Below are 20,795 nucleotides of genomic sequence, written 5' to 3' on the forward strand. Positions count from 1 at the left end.
AACGCGTCGTGGGCTTTGATGCTCGTTCCGGATCACGGAGGCAGCCATGCTGGAGATTGCGAGAGGAAAAGTGGCTGCAGCTGCCGGCGGGATGCGCGGACCGGGATTGATCCTGCCGCTTGCATGGATCCTGATGAGCGCGATGTTCATCGTCGGTCCTGCGCATGCGCAATCGCGTTCGTTCGACAGTTTCGCCGTCCCCGCCGGCAGCGCGCCGCACGACGTCGCCCCGGCGCCCGACGGCCGCGTGTGGTACACCGCGCAGGCACAGGGCGAGGTCGGGCGTTTGAATCCAGGTACCGGCAGGATCGAGCACGTTCCGCTCGGCAAAGGGTCGGCGCCGCACGGCGTGATCGTCGGCCCCGATCATGCCGCGTGGATCACGGACGGCGGCCAGAACGCGATCGTGCGCGTCGACGCGAAGACGCTCGTCGTCACGCGTTTCCCGTTGCCGAATGACCGTCCGGACGCGAACCTGAATACCGCGGTGTTCGACAAGCGGGGGCATCTGTGGTTTACGGGACAAAGCGGCGTCTATGGCGAACTCGATCCGGCGAGCGGGAAGATGCGCGTCTTCGATGCGCCACGCGGGCCGGGCGCGTACGGCATCTGCGTGACGCCTGACGGCAGCCTGTACTTCGCATCGCTGGCCGGCAGCTATCTCGGCCGCATCGACCCGGCGACCGGCACGGCGCAGGTCATCGAGCCGCCGACACCGAAGCAGGGCGCGCGCCGTGTCTGGTCCGATTCGAAGGGGCGGGTCTGGCTCAGCGAGTGGAACGCGGGCAAGGTCGGCGAGTTCGATCCCGCGACGCATCGATGGCGCGAGTGGCCGTTGCCGGGCCACGAGCCGCATGCGTATGCGATCTTCGTCGACGAACGCGACATCGTGTGGCTCAGCGAATGGAGCGCGAACGCGCTCGTGCGTTTCGACCCGCGCACCGAGCGGTTCGACGTGCTGGCGCTGCCGCGCCCGCACGCGAACGTTCGCCAGATGATGGGCCGTGGGGCAGACGTCTGGCTGTCGGAATCCGGCACCGATCATCTGGTGCGTTACCGGTCCGGTGCTGCGGAGGCAGGGAGCAACTGACGGCACGTGGCAGTTCGCCGACATCGAGGATCACCGCCTTTGTTCTCATCGGGTGGACCAGGTGTCGAGCGCAAGGCTTCTGATTGTCAGCGGTCCGGTCGCTGTCGAACGACCGTGACCGGACCGACAAACCCCTACGCAGCCTCTCCGCTGCCGCGCACGACAGCCGCGGGCGTCATCCGCGCCAGATGGCGCAGCAGCTTCGTCACCATCACGACGACCGTGAGCGCGAGGATCACGAAGAACACCGCGAGCGGCGTTAGTACCTGCACCGACACGAAGCCCGCGAGCCCCATCATCGCCGACGACACGAGCAGCAGCGCGCACCCGAGGATCGCGCTCGTCAGGCCCGCGATGTGCGGGAACAGCGAATTGCCCTTCGCCATCAGCGTCGGATACATCGCGCCCGCGCAGAAGCCCATCACGAGCACCGGCGTGGCGAGCGTCCAGACCTGCAGGCCGACCGTCAGCGCGAGCACCAGCATCGCGATCGCCGCGCCCGCCATCACGCGCGTGCCGATCTGCAGCCGCTGCTCGGCGCTCGGCAGGCGCGGGCCATGCACGCGGTTCGACAGGCCGCCGAGGAAGTACATCATCCCGATCCCGAGCGCGAGGTAGCCGAAATAGGTCGGCGGCTTGTGTAGCGTGTTCTGCACCATGAACGGCCCGATGATGTTGAACACGAGCAGGATGCTGTAGCACAGCCCCTGCGCGAGGAAGCAGCTCTGGAACACGGGGCTCGACAGCACCTTGCCCGCGTTCGTCATCAGCGTGCGCGGCTCGAGGTGCACGGGCTGCGGCAACGTTTCGCGATAACGCCACAGCACCGCCCACATCAACAGCGAGTAGACCAGCAGGAACACGAGGCATGCGTGCCAGCCGAACCACGTCTGCAGGTGCGCGCCGATCACCGGCGCGATGATCGGCGCGAGCCCCCACGCGATCGACATATAGGTGAACGCATGCATCAGCGCCTGGCCACGGAACGAATCGGTGATGATCGCCTTCGCGAGCAGGTTCGTCGTCGCGATGCCGAAGCCCTGCAGGCAGCGGGCCAGCACGAACGTCTCCAGGCTGGTCGCGCCGAGCGACAGCACACAGCCGATCGTGTAGATCACGAGCCCGAACGCGAGCACGCGCCTGCGCCCGTATGCGTCGGCGACGGGCCCGAACACGAGCTGGCTGAACGCATAGGCGGCCATGTACGCGGACACGCTCGACTGGATCGCCTGCGGCGACGTCGCGAAATAGCGCGCCATCTCGGGCAGCGCGGGCACGTAGATGTCGATCGCGAGCTGGCCCGCGGACGCGAACAGGCAGATCAGGAACAACAGGAAACGCGGCGAATTCGGCGCGCGCGCGGGCGTGGCCGCGCGTTCGGGGAACGAGTGGGTCATGACGGCAGTGAAGGATCGGAGTCGGGCGGCGCGGCTTTGCGTGGTTCGACTGGCGAACACTGTGTTCGGAAAACGCCGCCGTGTGTATTGTGCCTGTTGTTGCGCCGCTCGGCCGGATTCCCATGGCGGTCGCGAGGTTGACCGCCGCCCCCTCAAGTTCTTCGAGGCCCTCAAGCCCCTCAAGCCCCTCAAGCCCCTCAAGCCCCTCAAGCTCGCTCGAGCACCCCCATCTCCCGCACGATCACGAGCAGCACCGAAAGGCTGGCCCCGCCCGTCGCTCGCAGATCCGCGAGCAACCGCGCATAACGTTCCAGCGCCGCCTCCCGCCGCCCGCGCCACGCATCGACGATCGCATCCGGCTCCGTTGATGCCGCGGCTTCCGTGAGCGCGCTCGTCGTCAGCGCGCGCTTCAGACGCGCGACGTCCGCGAGCGCGGCCGCGCGCGCCATCATGTCCCAATGCGTCGGCGTCGGCAGCGCGGCTGCACGCTCGCTGATCCAGCCGTAATTGAGCTGCGTGCCGAGCGCGAAGTACACGCCCGCGACGAGTTCGAGGCTGCGGTTGCAGGTCGCGGCCACTTCGGCGATGTCGAGCAGCGCAGCCGAGATGTCGCCGCTCGCGACGCGCACCGCGAGCGCGCTGTCGACGCCCGCGTCGACCAGCACGCGTTGCCGTTCGGACAGCGCATCGAGATCGGCGACGGGCAGCAGCGAAGGCAGTTGCGGCGCGAGCCGCTCGGCGGCATCGCGGCAGCGCGCGAGCAGTTCGCCGACGCCGCCATCGCCGATCGCGCCTGCCTGCAGGTGCCGCAGGAACCACAGCGCCGCGCGTTCGAGCAGCCGCGCGACGTCGACGAACATGCGCGCCTGCACGTCGTCGGCGACGCGGTTGTCGAGCGCGTCAATGTCGCGCCAGACCGCGTCGAGATCGAACACGTCGCGCGCCATGATGCATGCGCGCACGATGTCGCCAGGATCTGCATCCGTCTCTTCCATCAGCCGGTGCACGAACGCGCAGCCGACCCGGTTGACGAGCGCGTTCGTCAGGTGGGTCGCGAGAATCTCGCGGCGCAGCGGATGGCGGCGCATCGGCTCGCTGAAGCGCTGCTGCAGCGGCTTCGGAAAATAGTCGACCAGCATCCCGGCGACGAGCGGGTCTTCCGGCACGTCGGATTCGAGCAGCGCGTCGTACAGCCACATCTTGCTGTACGCGAGCAGCACCGCGCGCTCCGGCGACGTGAGGCCGAGCTTCGCGGTCTGGCGTTCGGCGATTTCGTCGTCGGTCGGCAGGAACTCGATCACGCGATTGAGGCGCCCCGCGCGCTCGAGCCAGCGCATCAGCCGCGCTTCCGCATCGAGCAGCTCGACCGTGTAGCGGCCGGCGATCGACAGCGCCTGGGTCTGGTAGTAGTTGTCGCGCAGCACGAGCAGCCCGACTTCGTCGGTCATCTCCGCGAGCAGCGCGTTGCGCTGCTTCTCGGTCATCTCGCCGTCGGCAACCACGAGGCCGAGCAGGATCTTGATGTTGACTTCGTGATCCGAACAGTCGACGCCGGCCGAATTGTCGATCGCGTCGGTGTTGATCCGCCCGCCGCGCTGTGCGAACTCGATGCGCCCGAACTGCGTGACGCCGAGGTTGCCGCCTTCGCCGATGACCTTGCAGCGCAGGTCCGAGCCATTCACGCGCACCGCGTCGTTCGTGCGGTCGCCAACCTGCGCGTTCGATTCGTGCGCAGCCTTCACGTAGGTGCCGATCCCGCCGTTGTAGAGCAGGTCGACGCTCGCCTGCAGGATCGCGCGGATCAGCTCGCTCGGCGTGAGCGCGGGCGCATCGATGCCGAGCGAGGCCTGCACCGCGGGCGACAGCGGGATCGTCTTCGCGGTGCGCGGATAGACGCCGCCGCCTGCGGAAATCGCTGACGTATCGTAGTCGGCCCAGCTCGACCGTTCGAGCGCGAAGAGCCGCGCGCGCTCGGCGAAGCTCACGGCCGGATCGGGGTTCGGATCGAGGAACACGTGCCGGTGGTCGAATGCCGCGACGAGCTTGATGTGCGGCGACAGCAGCATGCCGTTGCCGAACACGTCGCCCGACATGTCGCCGATGCCGACCACGGTGAAGTCGGTCGTCTGCGTGTCGATGCCCATCTCGCGGAAATGCCGCTTGACCGATTCCCACGCGCCGCGCGCGGTGATCGCCATCTTCTTGTGGTCGTAGCCGACCGAGCCGCCGGACGCGAACGCGTCGTCGAGCCAGAAGCCGTATTCCTGCGAGATCGCGTTCGCGTAGTCGGAGAAGGTCGCCGTGCCCTTGTCGGCCGCGACGACCAGATATGGATCGTCGTGGTCGTGTCGCACGACGTCGGGCGGCGGCACGACCGCAGTGCCGGCGAGGTTGTCGGTCAGGTCGAGCAGGCCGCGCAGGAACGTCTGGTAGCACGCGATGCCTTCGCGCATCCACGCTTCACGGTCGCTCGGCGGCGGCGGGTTCTTCACGACGAACCCGCCTTTCGAGCCGACCGGCACGATCACGACGTTCTTCACCATCTGCGCCTTCATCAGCCCGAGCACTTCGGTGCGGAAATCCTCGCGGCGGTCGGACCAGCGCAGGCCGCCGCGCGCGACGCGCCCGCCGCGCAGGTGCACGCCCTCGACGCGCGGCGAATACACCCAGATCTCGAACATCGGCTTCGGCTCGGGCAGGCCCGGCACTTTTGCGGGATTGAACTTGAACGACAGGTATGGCTTGGGCTCGCCGTCCGCGTCGTGCCGGTAGTAGTTGGTGCGCTCGGTCGCGTTGATCACGCCGAGGAACTGGCGCAGGATCCGGTCCTCGTCGAGATTCGGCACCTGGTCGAGCGCGGTCTCGATCGCCTTCAGCAGCCGCTCGGCCTGCGCGTCGCGCGTGCTGCCGGTGCGCGGATCGAAGCGCACGACGAACAGCTCGACGAGCTGTCGCGCGATTGCCGGGTTGCCGGTCAGCGCGCGCTCGATGTACGCGTCGCTGAAGGTCGAGCCGACCTGCCGCAGGTATTTCGCATACGCGCGCAGGATCGTGAGTTCGCGTGCGCTCAGGTGCGCGCGCAGCACGAGCCGGTTGAAATCGTCGTTCTCGATCCGGCCGCTCCAGATCCGGTCGAACGCGTCCTCGAACAGCCCCTTCACGCGCTCGATGTCGAACTCGGTGTCGTCCGCCAGTTCGAGGCCGAAATCGTGCACCCACGCGGGCGCGGCGTCCTGCGCCTGGATCCGGTACGGCCGCTCCTCGTCGACGCGCACGCCGAGGTGTTCGAGCATCGGCAGGCTGCGCGACAGCGCGATCGGGTCGCCGGAGCGGTAGACCTTGAAGCGGAACGTGCGCGCGCCGGCCTCGATTGGCCGGTACAGGTTCATCGCGAGGCGCCCGGTGCCGCTCACGCGCTCGATCAGCTCGATGTCGCGCACCGCGGTGCGCGCCGGATAGTCGTCGCGGTAGCCGGCCGGGAACGAATCGGCATAGCGCTGCAGCAGGCGGTTGCCTTGCTCCTCGCCGAACGCGTCGAGCAGCGCGTCGGACAGGTCGTCCTGCCAGCGGCGCGACACCTGCACGAGGCGCGCCTCGAGCTCGCGCGTGTCGACGTCGGGCATCGTGCCCGGCTCCGCGTGCACGACGAAGTGGATCCGCGCGATCGCGGATTCCGACAGCAGCGGCGTGAATTCGACGTTGACGCCTTTGAATGCGTCGACGAGCAGCCGCGCGATGCGCCGGCGCAGGTCGGTGTTGTACTTGTCGCGCGGCACGTAGACGAGGCACGACGCGAAGCGGTCGAAGCGGTCGCGCCGCACGAACAGGCGCGTGCGCTGGTGTTCCTGCAGCCGCAGCACGCCGAGCGCGATGTCGTACAGCTGGTCTTCGTCGGCCTGGAACAGCTCGTCGCGCGGATAGGTTTCGAGCACCGTCACGAGCGTCTTGCCGAGATGGCCTTTCGGCAAGAAGCCCGCGCGCTGCACGATGTTCGCGCACTTGCGGCGCACGATCGGGATTTCCGAGCAGGACACGAAGTAGGCGGTCGACGTGTACAGCCCGATGAAGCGCCGCTCGCCGCAGACCTTGCCGTCGGGGCCGACCAGCTTGACGCCGACGTAGTCGAGATAGCCGGGCCGGTGCACGGTCGCGCGCGAGTTCGCCTTGGTCAGGAAGATCGGCCAGGTGCCATGGATGATTTCCGCGGCGGCGGGCGGCAGCGGCGTCTCGTCCGACGTGCCCGGCGCGCGCAGCGCTTCGCGCAGGATGCCGAAGCCCGTGCCTTCGATGCCGCGCAGCGCGAAGCCGGCGCCGTGCGACACGAGCGCGTAGTCGCGTTGCCCGAGAAACGTGAAATGGTCGGCCACCATCCACTCGAGGAACGCGCGCGCCTCGATGTCTTCGGCGCTCGTCTCGCGTGCCTTCATGTCCTTGATCGTGTTGCGCGCGATGTCGACGATCTTCGGCCAGTCCTCGACGGACGCGCGCACGTCGCCGAGCACGCGCGCGATGTCGTTGCGCAGCGAGTTGAGCATCGCTGCATCGCCGCATCGGTCGACTTCGAAGTGGATGAACGACGCGAGCTGCGAGTGCGTGTCGTCGGTTGCGATGCCGCCGACGTCGACGCGCTCGATGCCGCCGTTCTTGCCGCGCCAGATCCGGAACACGGGGTGCAGCGCCGAATGCAGCGCGAGCCCGAGACGGTTGACGGCCATCGATACCGAATCGACGAGGAACGGCATGTCGTCGTTGACGATCTCGATCACCGTGTGGTCGGAGTGCCAGCCGTGCTGTTCGAGGATCGGGTTGTACACGCGCAGCCGCTCGCTGCCGGGCACGAATTTCTGGGCGGTCTGCCAGTGCGCCATCGCGGCGCCGTAGAGATCGGCGATGCCGCGGCTCTGGATGTCGTCGGCGTCGACGAAATCGTAGTAGTGGCGGAGGAAGGGTTCAACGATCCGGAAGGTCGCCTCGGGCAGGCGCTCGCGCGCGAATTCGACGACATCGGAGAGCAGGTGTGCGACGACTTCTTCGTTCTTCGCTTCCATGGCGCGTTCTCCTCTCGGGTGGCCATCGACTGCTTCGTCAGTGCGCCATTATGCGCCGAATGCGTGACGAAGCGATGTGCGGGCGCACATCGCGCGGACGGCAGTGCAGGGAGGCGGGCGCGCGGCCTGCGCGAGACCGCGGGACGGCTTCGGATCGGGGTGCCGCTCGTCGGGCGGATGCATCAGGTCGAGCGGCATCGTGCCCGGCAAAGATGAGACGAATGCACGGCGCGCGATGCATTCGTCTTCGGCTCAGGCGTTCAGCGCTCGTCGCTCCACAGCTTGCCGGCCGTTGCCCAGTTCTCCTTCTTTACGTCTGTGAGGATGATGTCGACGGAGGCCGGCTCGCAGCCGAGCGTCTCGCAGGTGACGCGCGTGATCGCTTCGACGAACTGGCGCTTCTGCTCGACGGTGCGGCCTTCGAACAGCTGGATATTGAAAGTCGGCATGACAAATGCTCCGTTTGGGGTGAACAAATCAATTGCGATACGACGGATCGATCCGGTCGAGGCGGCGCAGCAGCGCAGGCCATTCGAGCTCGCCTTCGATCGCGCCGCCGTCGCGCAGCTGCTCGGCGGTGCGTGTTGCGACAGCCGGCTCGGGCAGCACGAGCGGCCCGCCGCCCGCCTGCGCGCGCACCTGGATGTCGCAGGCCTTGATCAGCGTGTCCATCAGCACGTAGGCCTCGGCGACCGTGCGGCCGACCGTCAGCGTGCCGTGGTTGCGCAGCAGCATTGCGGATTTCGCGCCGAGGCTCGCGGTCAGTCGCGCGCCTTCGGCCGGCGAGAACGCAAGCGCCTCGTAGTCGTGATACGCGAGATCGCCGTAGAAGCGCAACGCATGCTGCGATGCGGGCAGCAGCCCGTCGCGCTGGATCGACACCGCGATGCCGGCCGTATTGTGCAGGTGCATCACGCATACCGCGTCGGGTCGCGCCGCATGCACGGCCGCGTGCAGCGCGAAGCCGGTTACGTTGACCGGATGCTCGCCGTCGCCGATCCGGTTGCCGGCGAGGTCGATCTTCACGAGATTCGACGCGCGCACCTCGTCGAACGTCAGTCCGAACGGGTTGATCAGGAAGCGGCCTGGCTCGCCCGGTACGGTCGCGGACAGGTGTGTGTAGATCAGGTCGTCCCAGCCGTTCAGCGCGACGAGCCGGTACGCGGCGGCGAGATCGACGCGCAGCCGGCGTTCGGCGTCCGAGATCGGGCCGCCCGGGGCGACGGTGTCAGGACGGTGAGCGAATGACGACATCGGTGTCTCCCAGGGTGAGGCTGCGCATGAGCGCCGTCGTGAGCCACGACGCCAGCACGAACGGCGCGGTGAGGACCGTGACGCCCGTGCGCAGCGCGAGCGCCTGCAGCAGCGCGGCGAGCACCGCGGCCGCCAATGCGGCGCGCGCGCCGCGCGGCATCAGCGCCAGCGCGGCGAGCGCGCCATTGAAGCCTAGCAGACCGTCCGCGAGCATCGCGGCGTCGGCGCCGAGCGCGAGCAGCAGCGCAGTCGACACCAGCGCGCCGCCGAGCGCGAACGCGGCCGCGCGGCGCGACGCGGCGGCGATCCCGGCGACGAGCAGCGCGCCGGCCCACGCGCCTTGCGCGAAGGTGGTCTGCGCGACGCCGGCGAGCAGCGGCAGTGCAAACGAAGAGAGCGACAGCGGCACGCCGGTTGCGCTCGCGCCCGCATGCTGCGTCGCGACAAACGGCAGCCACAGCGCGGTAGCGGCAAGATACGGGCTCGAATACGGGCACTGGCGCCATTTCTTGAGCGGCCGGTGCAGCGCGCGCTGCACGAGCGCCGCGCCTGTCGCGGCGAGCGGCGCGAGTGCGACGGCCGCGAGCGGCTGTGGCGCGAACGTGACGGCGGCCAGCGCGGCGAGCGCGCCGTTGAAGCCGTACAGCCCCGGTTCGACGTCGCGGCGCGCGGCGCCCGTCAGCACCGCGATCATGTTGGCGGCGGCCGCGCCGAGCAGCGCCGCACACGCGAGCCGCGCGTCGGTGAGCGCGAGTGCGGCGAGCAGCAGCGCGCCGGTCAGCGCGTTCGCCTGCAGCACGATCTGGCCGAGGCTACGCAGCAGGATGCGCAGGTCGATCGTGGGCGGGGCGGACGGGATGGCGGACATGACGGCGGCGGGACAGGACGAGCCGCGAGGATAGGGCAGATCGGCATGCACCGGAATAGGGAATCATGGATAGTCGGAATTTGTGCGAGGATGCTGCGCAACCGGCATCAGATCAGAACAACAGAGGAGGCGAGATGAGTGAAATGCGGCGTGAAGTGCGTTGGGCATCGCTCGAAGGCGACGGGATCGAGCATCTGGTGTTCGACCGCAGCGACGGCGGGATCATCGTGGAAAGCGCGGTGGTCGGCCAGCGGTACGGCAAGTCATACGGGCTCGCGTACCGGGTGGTCTGCGACGCACAATGGCGCGCGACCTATGCCGTGCTCAAGGTGATGGGCGGCGGCACGCTCGAGCTGCGCGGCGACGGTCACGGCCACTGGCGCGACGGCTCGGGGCGGGCGCTGCCCGAGCTCGACGGCTGCATCGACATCGACATTGCGGCGACGCCGTACACGAACTCGTTGCCGATCGGCCGCCTCGGGCTCGCGCGCGGCGAGCGGCAGCCGATCGACGTCGTCTACGTGTCGACGCCGGACCTGAAGGCGACCCCGGTCAAGCAGGCGTACGCGTGCATCGAGCCGGGCCGGCGCTACCGCTACGAAGGCATCTTCCGGGATTTCTCAGCCGAGATGGACATCGACGACGACGGCCTCGTGATCGACTACGAGACGTTGTTCAGGCGCTTGCCGGCGATCCGCTGATCGGGCGCCGCCGTTTTCTTCTCGTGCGCGGCGGCGAAGCGGTCGATCCGCGACGCGATCAGGTCGGGGTTGCGCAACACGATCCAGGGCGCGCCGTCGATTTCCTCGCGCACGTGCTCGCCGAGCCAGCGGCCGAGGTCGGCCGACATCGCCGGCGTCACGTAGCGGTCGCGTACCGGCACGAGGATCTGCACGGGCGCCTGCGCATACCGCTCGCGCGGCCGCCGGGCGCGCGCGACGAAGTTCGCACGGTACAGCTTCATGCCGTTCAGCGCGTTCTTCAGTTGCGCGGGGTCGGGCTTGGGCCGGATCTTCTCGGTGAGCTGCAGCCAGCGCGGCCACAGCGCGGCGCCGCCGAGCCGCCAGACCAGCGACGGCACGAGCAGCAGGTGGAAGAACGCGATGTACCACGACTTCAGGCTCTGCCCGAGCCGCAGCTTCGCGCGGAACACGTGGTCGAGGCACGGCCCCGAGATCGACGTGTACGACGCGATGCGTCCGCGGAACGCCGGGTCGGTTGCCGCTTCCCAGCACTGGATCGACCCCCAGTCGTGGCCGACGAGGTGGAACGGCCGGTTGCCACAGATTGCGTCGGCGACGGCCTTCAGGTCCTCCGCGAGGCGCGCGAGCGCGTAATCCGCGCGCCGGGTCGGCGCATCGGACGCGCCGGCGCCGCGCACGTCGTACGCGATCACGCGGTAGCGCTTCGCGAGCCGCGCGCGGATCGGCTCCCAGACCGTCGCGGAATCCGGGTAGCCGTGCACGAGGATCACGGGCGGCGCGCGGCGCGAGCCGCTCACGTAGACGGCGAGCTTCACGTCGCCGGATTTGACGGTCAGCATCTCGTTCGCGCGCGCCATCGCATCATGCCTGCGGGACCGGATGCAGCGGCACGCGGCGCGGCGCGGCCTGCGCGGCATACTGCGCGTTGGTCGCGTCGATGTTCGCGAGCAGCGTGTCGAGCCCCTGCAGGTACTGGTGGTTGTCGTGGTCCCACGGATGGAAGCCCGGCCGGAAATAGTCGAGCCATTCGCGCGCGATGCTCGGGAACACGCCGTTCTTCGGGCTGTACAGATACTTCACGAGGCGCCACATGCCGCCGAACTTCCCGTGACGGCGCCGGTGCGCGGACATCAGGCGCAGGTGGAAGTCGAACACGATCGCCCAGAACAGCACGGTCGTCGTCAGCATCGTGCCGGTGCGCAGCAGATAGCTGCCGAGGCCCGGCTTCATCACCGCGTTCCACACGTCGTACGAGACGGCCTTGTGCTCGGTCTCTTCCATCGCATGCCACATCCACATCTGCTGATAGCTGTCGACGGAGCCGTCGATCCTGTGCTCATGGCCCGACAGCAGCTGGTTCGCGAGTATCGCCGTGTAGTGCTCGAGCGCGATCGTGATCGCGAGCTGCATCGAATGCGGCAGCACCTTCTTGAACCAGCCGAGGATCGTCCACAGGCGCTTGTCGAGCTTGTGCGCGGGTAGGCCCGACGCCTGCAGCAGGTCGTTGTACTCGATGTGCTCGCGCGTGTGCATCGCTTCCTGGCCAATGAAGCCCATCACCTGCTTCTTCAGCTCGGGGTCGTCGATCCGGTCGCGGTAGTTTCGCACCGAATCCATGAAGAACCGCTCGCCGGCCGGGAACAGCAGCGACAGCGCATTCATGAAATGCGTGACGGGCACGCCCTGCACATGCCAGTCGCGCGCGTGTTCAGGGGGGAGCGCGAAACGGATGTCGCGCCGCACGGGCATCATCTGCGGGGTCGTCATGATTGTTTTCCTCCCTGGTTGCCTGCGTTCTCATACGTTGCGCCGACCGGCGCGGGTGCGGGCGTGCTGCGGGCCGCGCGGCGGCGCGCCTTCGCGGCCTCGTGCCGGGTCGCGAGCACGACGAGCGCCTGGTACGCGGACGGCAGGATGCGCGCGAGCCAGTCGGCGCCGCGCGCGTCGCGGCCGATCAGCACGCGGCGCTGGTTCTTGCGCACGCCGGCGAGGATCGTGCGTGCGGCGTCGTCGGCGGTCGTGATGAAGAATTTCTCGAATTCGTCCTTGCCTTGCTGCTCGCTCTCGACCATGAAGCCGACCATGTTCTTCGCGACGCGGCTCGACTGTGCGATGTTCGTGCGGATCCCGCCCGGATGCACGCACGTCGCCGACACGCCGCACTTCATCATGTCGAGCTCCTGGCGCAGCGATTCGGTGAAGCCGCGCACCGCGAACTTGGTCGCGTTGTAGCCGCTCATGCCCGGCTGCGCGAAGATCCCGAAGATGCTCGACGTGTTGATCACGTGGCCGTCGCCGGACGCCTTCAGGTGCGGCAGGAATGCCTTCGTGCCGTGCACGACGCCCCAGAAGTTGATGTTCACGATCCACTCGAGATCGCTGTATTCCATGCCTTCGATCGTGCTCGACAGCGCGACGCCCGCGTTGTTGAAGATCAGGTTGACCTTGCCGTGTTCGTGCGCGGTGTCGTCGGCCCACGCGAACATCGCGTCGCGGTCGCCGACGTCCAGCGCGCGCGTCGTCACGCGCACGCCCGGCGCGACCGCGCGGACGATCCGTTCGGTTTCGGCGAGGCCGACCGCGTTCTTGTCGGCGAGTGCCGCGTGGCAGCCGGCCTGCGCGAGCTGCACCGCGAGCGAGCGGCCCATGCCCGAGCCCGCGCCGGTGATCGCGGCGACCTTGTTGGCGAAATCTCTCATGTCGGTTGCTCCTGTTCGGGTCTCAGGCCGCTTGCGTGGAAGCGGCGGGGGCGGGCGCGGGCGCGGCGATCGGCCGCGCGGCCGTGTCGTATTGCGGCGCGCGATACGCGTGGTAGTCGGCCATCGAGAAACGGGCCGTCGCCTGCCGGAAGCGCCACGTGAAGCCCGGCCATAGCGTCGTGTTCTTGCCGGTGCGCGGGTCGAGATACCAGCTCTTGCAGCCGCCCGTCGACCAGATCGCCTTCTTCAGCTTGCCCTGCAGGTCGTGGTTGAACTGCGCCTCGACGAGCGGGCGCACCTCGATCGCGTCCGCGCGCTCCCGGTGCATCGCCCGCAACGCGCCGAGGATGTATTCGATTTGCGACTCGATCATGAACACCATCGAGTTGTGGCCGAGGCCCGTGTTCGGGCCGACGATCATGAAGAAGTTCGGGTAACCGGGCAGCGTCGTGCCGAGATACGCGTGCGCGCCGTCGCGCCATGCGTCGACGATGTCGAGGCCGCCGCGGCCGATGATCGCGCCGCGCGGATACGGATCGGCTACCTGGAAGCCCGTGCCGTAGATCAGGCAGTCGACTTCGTGGCGCTTGCCGTCGGTCGTCACGACCGCGTTCCCGTCGATGCGCTCGATGCCGGTCGTGACCACGTCGACGTTCTTGCGCGACAGCGCCGGGTAGTAGTCGTTCGAGATCAGCACGCGCTTGCAGCCGAGCGTGTAGTTCGGCGTCACGGCCTCGCGCAGTTGCGGATCGGGAATCTGCTTGCGGATGTGGCGCAGCGCGAGCTTCTGCACGTTCTTCATCAGCGACGGATGGATCGCGAAGCCGAGCACACGCGATTCGAGCATCCAGTAGATCCCGCTTCTGACGAGCTTCTGCGTGAACGGCATCGCGCGGAACAGCCACTGTTCGAGCTTCGTCAGGTTGCGGTCCGGCTTCGGCATGATCCACGGCGGCGTGCGCTGGAACAGCGCGAGTTCCTTCACGCGCGGCGCGATCTGCGGGACGAACTGGATCGCGCTCGCGCCGGTGCCGATCACCGCGACGCGCTTGCCGTCGAGCGAATAGTCGTGGTCCCACTGCTGCGAGTGGAACGCGCGACCCGTGAAAGTCTCGACGCCCGGGATCGCCGGCAGCGCCGCGCGCGACAGCCCGCCCATCCCGGACACCAGCACGCGCGCGGACAGCCGCTTGCCGTTCGCGAACGTGAGGCGCCAGCGCTGCGCGGCCTCGTCGTACTCGGCGCGCTGCAGTTCGTGGTTCAGGCGCAGGTGCGCGCCGATCCCGAAGCGCTGCACGCAGTCTTCGAGATACGCGCGGATTTCCGGCTGCGGCGCGAACATGCGCGTCCAGCGCGGATTCGGCGCGAACGAGAACGAGTAGACGTGCGATTGCACGTCGCATGCACACCCGGGGTAGTGATTGTCGCGCCACGTGCCGCCGACCGACGCCGCCTTCTCGAGGACGACGAAATCGGTCACGCCGGTCTGCCGCAAGCGAATGGCCATCCCGAGGCCGGCGAAGCCGGTGCCGATGATGGCGATGTCGATGGATTCGTCCGGGCCGTCGTGACCAGGGGGGCCGAAAGGCAAAGTGCGAGCATTCATCCGGGTGTCTCCGTTATGGCTCATTTTTGAATGTTACATTGACTGATGTAACGATAGTGGGTGAACCCGGAATCCGCAAGAGGGTAGACGGGGGACTCTAATGGCCGGAAGCCGCGTGGGGAAAGGCGGGAGCGGGTTTGGAACGGGGGCGCGGACGGGTGGCCGGCCGGGCCGGCGAGGCCCGCCGAGCGCGGGTCGGCAGGTGGTGTGTCAGACTGCCGGCGCACGGCGGCCTGTTTGAAATCGAATCAGGGTCGGACCGAGCGCACGGCCGTCTCATGGAAAACCCCGGCCACGATCGTGACCTGCGCGAGCGCATACAGTGCCCAGATCAGGTAGTCGATGCCCGGAAAGCCGCCGAGGAAGCGGCCGACGCCGATCAGTGTGTCGGAGCCGACGAAGATCAGGCTGCCGATCGCGACGAGCGGGCCACGGGTGCGTGCGGCGAGCGCGAAGGTCGCCATTGCGCACAGCACCAGCATGTAGACGGCGACCGGCGCGGCCAGCTCGTGCAGATGCGGGAAGAACGCGGCGTAGAAGCACGGCGCGGCGATCCACAGCCCGATCAGCGCGGCGATGCGCCAGCCGTGCGGGCGTGCGTGCCAGCGGAAGAAGATCGCGCAGTAGCACAGGTGCGTGAGCAGGAATGCGCCGAGGCCGCCGACGAACGACAGCGGCCATTCGGGGAGCGCGAGCAGCACGTCGCCGAGCACCGCGGTTGCGAGCGCCGCGCACAGCCACGCGCGTTCGCGCGCCGCGCCGCAGGCGCTGCCGGCCGCGAGCAGCAGCACGCCCATCGCGGCTTTCGCGGCGGCTTGTCCGGGATAGGGCGCGGCGGCGAGCGACAGGCCATACAACAGCGCGGCGGCAACGGCGAGCGGCCAGAGCCGGCGGTAGGTGGCGGGAAGCGTGGCGATCACGGCGGGGTGTCTCCGGAAGATTGTTGTCGGCAGCGCGCCTGCGAGGGCGCGGCTGCCGGCCATTATCCGGAAGAACGGGGGCGGGAAAACCGGCGATTCCTTCTAGGACGGAGGCGGGACATTCGGCGCGGGCAATGCTGGCCGCCCGGCGGGTACCGCAGCGTTGCCCCGGTGGTGTCGGGTTGCGATCGCCATCCATCCGCACGTTGCCCCGGCTGAACCGGGGCATACGCCGAAATTCGGCTTGCTATCATCGGCGCGGGATGTGTTGTCCCGCCCGGCTGCGCTTCAGGGTTCGCCAGCCAGCGCGATGGTCGCGGCCGCCGGTCGCGCCGTGCGTCCGAAATGAATCCGTGCCATTCCGATCCGCCGCCAACCGACCGCGCGCGCGGCGAGATCGGCTTCCAGAAAACAGGTTCGACATGACCGAACTTCTCCATGGCGACGGCGCGATCCGTCGCACGTCCCCGTACGGCGCCTCGATCGAAAGCACCTATGCCGGCGTGCTGTCGTTCATGCGGCGCAACTACACGCGCGTGCTCGATGGCGTCGACGTCGCGATTTCCGGCGTGCCGCTCGATCTCGCGACGACCTACCGTTCGGGCGCGCGGCTCGGCCCGGCGGCGATCCGCGCGGCGAGCGTGCAGCTCGCGGAGCTGCACCCATATCCGTGGGGCTTCAACCCGTTCGACGAGCTCGCGGCGATCGATTACGGCGACTGCTGGTTCGACGCGCACAATCCGCTGTCGATCAAGCCGGCGATCGTCGAGCATGCGCGCACGATCCTGCGCTCGGGCGCGAAGATGCTGACCTTCGGTGGCGATCACTACATCACGTATCCGCTGCTGGTCGCGCACGCGGAGCGCTACGGCAAGCCGCTGTCGCTGATCCACTTCGACGCGCATTGCGACACCTGGGCCGACGACGAGCCCGACAGCCTGAATCACGGCACGATGTTCTACAAGGCGGTGAAGGCGGGGCTGATCGATCCGGCGACGTCGGTGCAGGTCGGCATCCGCACGTGGAACGACGATTTCCTCGGCATCGAGCGGCTCGATGCCGCGTGGGTGCACGAGCATGGCCCGCGCGCGGCGGTCGAGCGCATCGTCTCGATCGTCGGCACGCGGCCTGCGTACCTGACGTTCGATATCGACTGTCTCGATCCCGCGTTCGCGCCCGGCACCGGCACGCCGGTTGCGGGCGGGTTGTCGTCCGCGCAGGCGCTTGCGATCGTGCGTGCGCTCGGCGCGGTGAACCTGATTGGCGCGGATGTCGTCGAAGTCGCGCCTGCGTACGACCACGCGGACATCACCGCGATCGCGGCCGCGCACATTGCATGCGACCTGCTGTGTCTGTGGCGGCAGAAGAAGGTGGCGGGGACGTCGCGCTGAGCGTGGCGGCCTGGTCGATCGCAACGCAAACACCCGTGCGATTGAACAGCACCCCATGGGTTGGACCGGTGTCCAACTTCTGGGGTGCTGTTCACACCGCCATGCATCCCCGAGCTACAGATCGAGCCGGCGTAAATACCCGGTCAATTCGAGGTACCCCAACCCGAGCTTCCTGCCGGCACGCGCTTCATTTCCGTTCGACGTTTCAGGCTCGCGACGCGGCGCTTCGAATGCGGTCACAGCGCCTTCCCAGTACACCGCGCCCGTGCTCGCACGGCTATCGAGTTCCTGATCGTCCATCAATGGCGTGAGCAGCAGTCGCATGTCACCCGCATCGACACGCATCGCAACCGGGTAGCGTGCGTCCGTATGCGGCGAGCGCCACCAGCGCAGCGGCGTGAAGCGGACACGCTCCGGCGATAACGCACGGGTGTTCCCGTCCCGGTCCCGCAGCGTGCCGCCCGCCCAGAGCTTGCGGCCCGCGTTGTCGCGAATCACGAACGCCATCACCGCGCCGCCGTCGTCGAGATCGATGCCGATCCAGTCCCAGCCGACCGCGTTGTCATCCAGTGGCGCCGACGACCATTCATGATCGAGCCATGCGCGCCCGCGCACAGTTTCCGTCTGGCCGTACCGCCCGTCCCGGAGCAGCAGGGTGCCGGTCACGTGCAACCACGGCTCGCTGTAGTAGTAGCTCGCTTCGCCCGCGAGCGGGCCTTTGCGGCTATAGCCCGAACTGCCGTTGAGCAGCACCGGTTGCGACGGACGCATCGTGAATGCGAACGTGAAATCGGGCGTGGCGATACTGACGCGGTAGTGCCCGTTGGCGTCGCGCCGAAACGACCAGTCGCCGAGATGCGCGTCGGTATCCGTTTCGCTCGCGTCGGCAAGGCCGAAGCCGGTGCGCGCCGCGCGCTGGTCGTGCTGCAGGCGGCCCACCCGCGGATCGCTCAGTGCGACATGCGCAAACAGCAACTGCGACGGCGCGAAGCGGCTCGGGTTCGCATCGTCCAAAGACGGCCGCGAGCGAAAGAACGTCACCTGAAAACCCAGCGCGTGACTCGACGCGGTTTGCAGCCAGCCGGTCGCATACCACCATTCGGTCCGATAGCGCGGATGGGCGCCGTAGTCGCGCGGAAACGCGAACGCGCGTCCGTTCACCACCTGCGGATAGTCGGGTGTGCCGGCTGACGCGCCGGAGCCGAGCGCGAGCGCGGCGGGTGCGAGCAGAAACGTGCGCCGGTTCATCCCGTCACCAGTCTTCGCGCACGGCGCGCACCGCGTCCACCGACATGGCCGCGCGAGCGCTCCACAGCGCGGTGAGCGCGGCGGCGCAGACGACTGCCGACGCAAGTACCATCAGCCGTCCCCATGGCATATGCAGGTTCATGGTCCAGTGAAACGACTGCGGATTGACCACATGGACGAGCACCGCCGCGATCACCGATCCCAGCAGCAGGCCGGACAGCACGCCAAACAGCGCGAGGAGCGCGCCTTCGAGCGCCAGCATCGCGGCAATCTGGCGGCGCGTGACGCCGATGTGCCGCAACATGCCGAACTCTCTCGCGCGCGCCAGCGCCTGCGCGCTGAAGCTCGCGCCGATGCCGAACAGGCCGATCAACACGGCGACGGCTTCCAGCAGATAGGTGACGGCGAAGCTCCGGTCGAAGATCCTGAGGCTCACCGCGCGAATTTCGCCGGGCTCGGCGAACGTGAGCTGGGCTCCGCCGGCGAGGCGACCGCGCAGACGCGTGATCGCCTGGGCCGGCGTGACGCCCGGCGCGAGCCACAACGCCGCATCGGTGACGCGCATATCGTGCGTGAGCCGCCGATAGTCGCGCTCGTCGATCACCACCGCGCCGAACTGGCGAGCATAGTCGCGCCATACGCCGGCCACCGTGAACGTGACGCGAAGGCCTGCGACCGGCAGTGCCACGGTCTGGCCGGGATGCAGGCCGTACAGATCGGTCATCGCCTCGCTGACCCACACCGGTGGCGGTTCCCCGTCGCGCGGCACGATAGCGCCGCCGACGAGCGGCAAGCGTGCGCCCGGATTGCGCGGGTCGATCGGCCGCGCAATCAGGCTGACGGGCGGCAGGCGCGGGTCGGGTGAAATCTGCGTCGCGCGCAGGAATTCTGCGCGTTCGATGCCGGATGTCGCTGCGATCGCAGCCTGATCGTTCGCGGACAGGTACGCGCTGTCGCCGCCCGGCGATGCGCGCAGGTAAAGCGGCGCCGGCAGCAGCACCTGCAGCCAGTTGTCCACCGCAATGCGAAAGCTCGACACCATGATCGCCATGGCCGCCATCAAGCTGAAGCTCACGACGATGCCTGCCAGCCCGATCGCCGCGCGACCGGGTGCATGAGCGAGCTGGGCGAGGGCCAGTTGCGGCAGCGCACGTTGTGGCCGCGGCAGCGCGTCGAACACGGCACGGGCGGCGCTGGGCATCGCGACGATGCCGCCGAGCAGCAGCAACGCGATCGCCGCGTAGCCGAACACCGGCAGCCCGCCAATCGGCGGCAATTGCGTCAACGCGAGGCCTGCACCGAGCGCGCAGAGTGCGCCCGTCCCGGTCCGCGATGCATGCAGGCGCTTGAGCGGCCGTTCTTCATCGCCCGCTCTCAGCGCCTGTGCCGGCCGTGCGCGCGCGGCTTCGACGGCCGGCGCGGCGCTGCCGAGCAGCGCCGCGCACAGGCCGAGCGCGAAGAACGCCGACGCGGACCCGGGATCGAAGCGCAGCGTCGGCTGCATGCCCTCGAAATAGCCGCCGCCGAGATCGCCGCCGGCAAAACGCAACACGGCCGCGGCAAGCGAAAAGCCGAGCGCGACGCCCAGCAGGGCGCCGAGCACGCCCTGTACGGCGCCCTCGGCGACGACGAGCCCGATCACACCGCGGCGTGTCACGCCAAGCGCGCGCAGCAACGCGAACTGCGTGCGCTGCCGCAGCACGGCGAGCGCCTGCATCGTGAAGACGAGAAACGCGCCCGTGAACAGCGCGACCAAGGCCAGCACGTTCAGGTTCGCGCGATACGCGCGTGACAGCTGCGACGTGCGGCGTGCATTGTCGAGCGGGGTGAGCGCGGCGACGCCGGCCGGCAGGAGCGGGGCGAGCGAGCGTTTGAACGCGTCGACGTCGACACCTGGCCTGAGCTTGATGTCGATCCTCTGCAACGTGCCGAGCCGCTGCAGACGCCACTGTGCCGCGCCGATATCCATCACGCCGACGCGTACGGCTTCGCCCGATGCCGGCAGCGTGCCGGCGACGCGCAGCACGACGGACTGAAGCCCGACCTGCACCGCAAGGCGTTCGCCCGGCCGCAGGCCGGTCCATGCGATGGCCGCCGGCGAAAGAAACACGGCGTCCGGGTCCAGCAGGTCGAGCCTGCCGGCGCCTGCGCTCCCGGTTCGCCCGATCAGGTTCGGCGTGACGAAGCCCGCGCGAAACACATCGATTCCGAGCAGCTTCAACGATGTTTCCCGGCCCGCCACCCGCGCATCCACCTCGACCACAGGGCTTGCCATCGCAATGCCCGGCAGGCGCGCGACGACCGGGTACAGCGCTTCATCGAAGCCAGCGCGCGGGCCGCGGATTTCGACGTCGGCATTGCCCATCAGCGAATTGACCGTCGATGACAGTTCGGTGAGCGCCGCGCGATTGATCAGATCGACCGCGTAGCCCATCGCGACGCCGGCCGCGATCGCCAGCATCGCGACGAACGCCCGCAACGGGTGGCGGCGCATCTCGCCGAAGACGAGCACGGCGCCGTACGCGCCGGGTCTGGCGAACAGTCCGAGTGAACGAATGGCTGACACGGCT

Annotated in this window: 15 protein-coding genes; 3 read left to right on the plus strand and 12 right to left on the minus strand. The window is 68.4% G+C overall.

The window, feature by feature from the left end; translation table 11 throughout:
- The first annotated feature begins 46 nt into the window (after nt 1-46).
- A complete protein-coding gene (locus DID96_RS18925; RefSeq protein WP_124600805.1) occupies nt 47-1,090 on the plus strand; it encodes a lyase in 1,044 nt (347 codons plus the stop codon).
- A 134-nt stretch (nt 1,091-1,224) separates the two neighbouring features.
- Here DID96_RS18925 and DID96_RS18930 read toward each other — a convergent pair whose 3' ends face one another.
- The 5 genes from DID96_RS18930 to DID96_RS18950 form a co-directional block, all read right to left on the minus strand.
- On the minus strand, nt 1,225-2,487 hold the full coding sequence (locus DID96_RS18930; RefSeq protein ID WP_124600806.1) for a multidrug effflux MFS transporter: 1,263 nt from the start codon (nt 2,485-2,487) through the stop codon (nt 1,225-1,227).
- Between the two features lie 206 nt (nt 2,488-2,693).
- The gene (locus DID96_RS18935; protein ID WP_124600807.1) at nt 2,694-7,535 is read right to left on the minus strand and encodes an NAD-glutamate dehydrogenase; all 4,842 of its coding nucleotides are present in this window, start codon (nt 7,533-7,535) and stop codon (nt 2,694-2,696) included.
- A gap of 260 nt (nt 7,536-7,795) precedes the next feature.
- Nucleotides 7,796-7,984 (minus strand): 4-oxalocrotonate tautomerase, encoded by a 189-nt coding sequence (locus DID96_RS18940; RefSeq protein WP_124600808.1) that lies wholly within the window; start codon nt 7,982-7,984, stop codon nt 7,796-7,798.
- Nucleotides 7,985-8,012: 28 nt separating this feature from the next.
- Nucleotides 8,013-8,789, minus strand: a complete 777-nt coding sequence (locus DID96_RS18945; RefSeq protein ID WP_124600809.1) for a class II aldolase/adducin family protein — start codon at nt 8,787-8,789, stop codon at nt 8,013-8,015.
- Nucleotides 8,764-9,657 (minus strand): urea transporter, encoded by an 894-nt coding sequence (locus DID96_RS18950; protein WP_124600810.1) that lies wholly within the window; start codon nt 9,655-9,657, stop codon nt 8,764-8,766. Before DID96_RS18950 ends, DID96_RS18945 begins: the two co-directional genes overlap by 26 nt.
- A gap of 143 nt (nt 9,658-9,800) precedes the next feature.
- Here DID96_RS18950 and DID96_RS18955 point away from each other — a divergent pair, with 143 nt between their 5' ends.
- Complete coding sequence (locus DID96_RS18955; protein ID WP_124600887.1) at nt 9,801-10,358, plus strand: putative glycolipid-binding domain-containing protein; 558 nt, start codon at nt 9,801-9,803, stop codon at nt 10,356-10,358.
- On the opposite strand, the gene DID96_RS18960 is transcribed toward DID96_RS18955, so the two are convergent.
- The 5 genes from DID96_RS18960 to DID96_RS18980 form a co-directional block, all read right to left on the minus strand.
- Complete coding sequence (locus DID96_RS18960; protein WP_124600811.1) at nt 10,319-11,218, minus strand: alpha/beta fold hydrolase; 900 nt, start codon at nt 11,216-11,218, stop codon at nt 10,319-10,321. The two genes, DID96_RS18955 and DID96_RS18960, sit on opposite strands and share 40 nt — an antisense overlap.
- A 4-nt stretch (nt 11,219-11,222) precedes the next feature.
- On the minus strand, nt 11,223-12,128 hold the full coding sequence (locus tag DID96_RS18965; protein WP_124600812.1) for a metal-dependent hydrolase: 906 nt from the start codon (nt 12,126-12,128) through the stop codon (nt 11,223-11,225).
- The gene (locus DID96_RS18970; RefSeq protein WP_124600813.1) at nt 12,125-13,060 is read right to left on the minus strand and encodes an SDR family oxidoreductase; all 936 of its coding nucleotides are present in this window, start codon (nt 13,058-13,060) and stop codon (nt 12,125-12,127) included. Before DID96_RS18970 ends, DID96_RS18965 begins: the two co-directional genes overlap by 4 nt.
- Nucleotides 13,061-13,082: 22 nt before the next feature.
- Nucleotides 13,083-14,666, minus strand: coding sequence for an NAD(P)/FAD-dependent oxidoreductase (locus tag DID96_RS18975; RefSeq protein WP_124600814.1), 1,584 nt, complete (start codon nt 14,664-14,666; stop codon nt 13,083-13,085).
- A gap of 248 nt (nt 14,667-14,914) precedes the next feature.
- A complete protein-coding gene (locus DID96_RS18980; RefSeq protein WP_124600815.1) occupies nt 14,915-15,586 on the minus strand; it encodes a lysoplasmalogenase in 672 nt (223 codons plus the stop codon).
- Nucleotides 15,587-16,008: 422 nt separating this feature from the next.
- Here DID96_RS18980 and speB point away from each other — a divergent pair, with 422 nt between their 5' ends.
- On the plus strand, nt 16,009-16,977 hold the full coding sequence (gene speB, locus DID96_RS18985; protein WP_124600816.1) for an agmatinase: 969 nt from the start codon (nt 16,009-16,011) through the stop codon (nt 16,975-16,977).
- A gap of 114 nt (nt 16,978-17,091) precedes the next feature.
- On the opposite strand, the gene DID96_RS18990 is transcribed toward speB, so the two are convergent.
- The gene (locus DID96_RS18990) at nt 17,092-18,225 is read right to left on the minus strand and encodes a lipocalin-like domain-containing protein (RefSeq protein ID WP_124600817.1); all 1,134 of its coding nucleotides are present in this window, start codon (nt 18,223-18,225) and stop codon (nt 17,092-17,094) included.
- A 4-nt stretch (nt 18,226-18,229) separates the two neighbouring features.
- Complete coding sequence (locus tag DID96_RS18995; protein ID WP_124600888.1) at nt 18,230-20,719, minus strand: FtsX-like permease family protein; 2,490 nt, start codon at nt 20,717-20,719, stop codon at nt 18,230-18,232.
- Nucleotides 20,720-20,795: the final 76 nt, after the last annotated feature.

The sequence above is a fragment of the Burkholderia sp. Bp8963 genome (genome assembly GCF_003854275.1).
GTDB lineage: Bacteria > Pseudomonadota > Gammaproteobacteria > Burkholderiales > Burkholderiaceae > Burkholderia.

Excerpts from the sequence above, each read along its gene's own strand:
- DID96_RS18925 (WP_124600805.1), top strand. The coding sequence starts at position 47 with ATGCTGGAGATTGCGAGAGGAAAAGTGGCTGCAGCTGCCGGCGGGATG.
- DID96_RS18930 (WP_124600806.1), bottom strand. The coding sequence starts at position 2,487 with ATGACCCACTCGTTCCCCGAACGCGCGGCCACGCCCGCGCGCGCGCCG.
- DID96_RS18935 (WP_124600807.1), bottom strand. The coding sequence starts at position 7,535 with ATGGAAGCGAAGAACGAAGAAGTCGTCGCACACCTGCTCTCCGATGTC.
- DID96_RS18940 (WP_124600808.1), bottom strand. The coding sequence starts at position 7,984 with ATGCCGACTTTCAATATCCAGCTGTTCGAAGGCCGCACCGTCGAGCAG.
- DID96_RS18945 (WP_124600809.1), bottom strand. The coding sequence starts at position 8,789 with ATGTCGTCATTCGCTCACCGTCCTGACACCGTCGCCCCGGGCGGCCCG.
- DID96_RS18950 (WP_124600810.1), bottom strand. The coding sequence starts at position 9,657 with ATGTCCGCCATCCCGTCCGCCCCGCCCACGATCGACCTGCGCATCCTG.
- DID96_RS18955 (WP_124600887.1), top strand. The coding sequence starts at position 9,801 with ATGCGGCGTGAAGTGCGTTGGGCATCGCTCGAAGGCGACGGGATCGAG.
- DID96_RS18960 (WP_124600811.1), bottom strand. The coding sequence starts at position 11,218 with ATGGCGCGCGCGAACGAGATGCTGACCGTCAAATCCGGCGACGTGAAG.
- DID96_RS18965 (WP_124600812.1), bottom strand. The coding sequence starts at position 12,128 with ATGACGACCCCGCAGATGATGCCCGTGCGGCGCGACATCCGTTTCGCG.
- DID96_RS18970 (WP_124600813.1), bottom strand. The coding sequence starts at position 13,060 with ATGAGAGATTTCGCCAACAAGGTCGCCGCGATCACCGGCGCGGGCTCG.
- DID96_RS18975 (WP_124600814.1), bottom strand. The coding sequence starts at position 14,666 with ATGAATGCTCGCACTTTGCCTTTCGGCCCCCCTGGTCACGACGGCCCG.
- speB (WP_124600816.1), top strand. The coding sequence starts at position 16,009 with ATGACCGAACTTCTCCATGGCGACGGCGCGATCCGTCGCACGTCCCCG.
- DID96_RS18990 (WP_124600817.1), bottom strand. The coding sequence starts at position 18,225 with ATGAACCGGCGCACGTTTCTGCTCGCACCCGCCGCGCTCGCGCTCGGC.
- DID96_RS18995 (WP_124600888.1), bottom strand. The coding sequence starts at position 20,719 with ATGCGCCGCCACCCGTTGCGGGCGTTCGTCGCGATGCTGGCGATCGCG.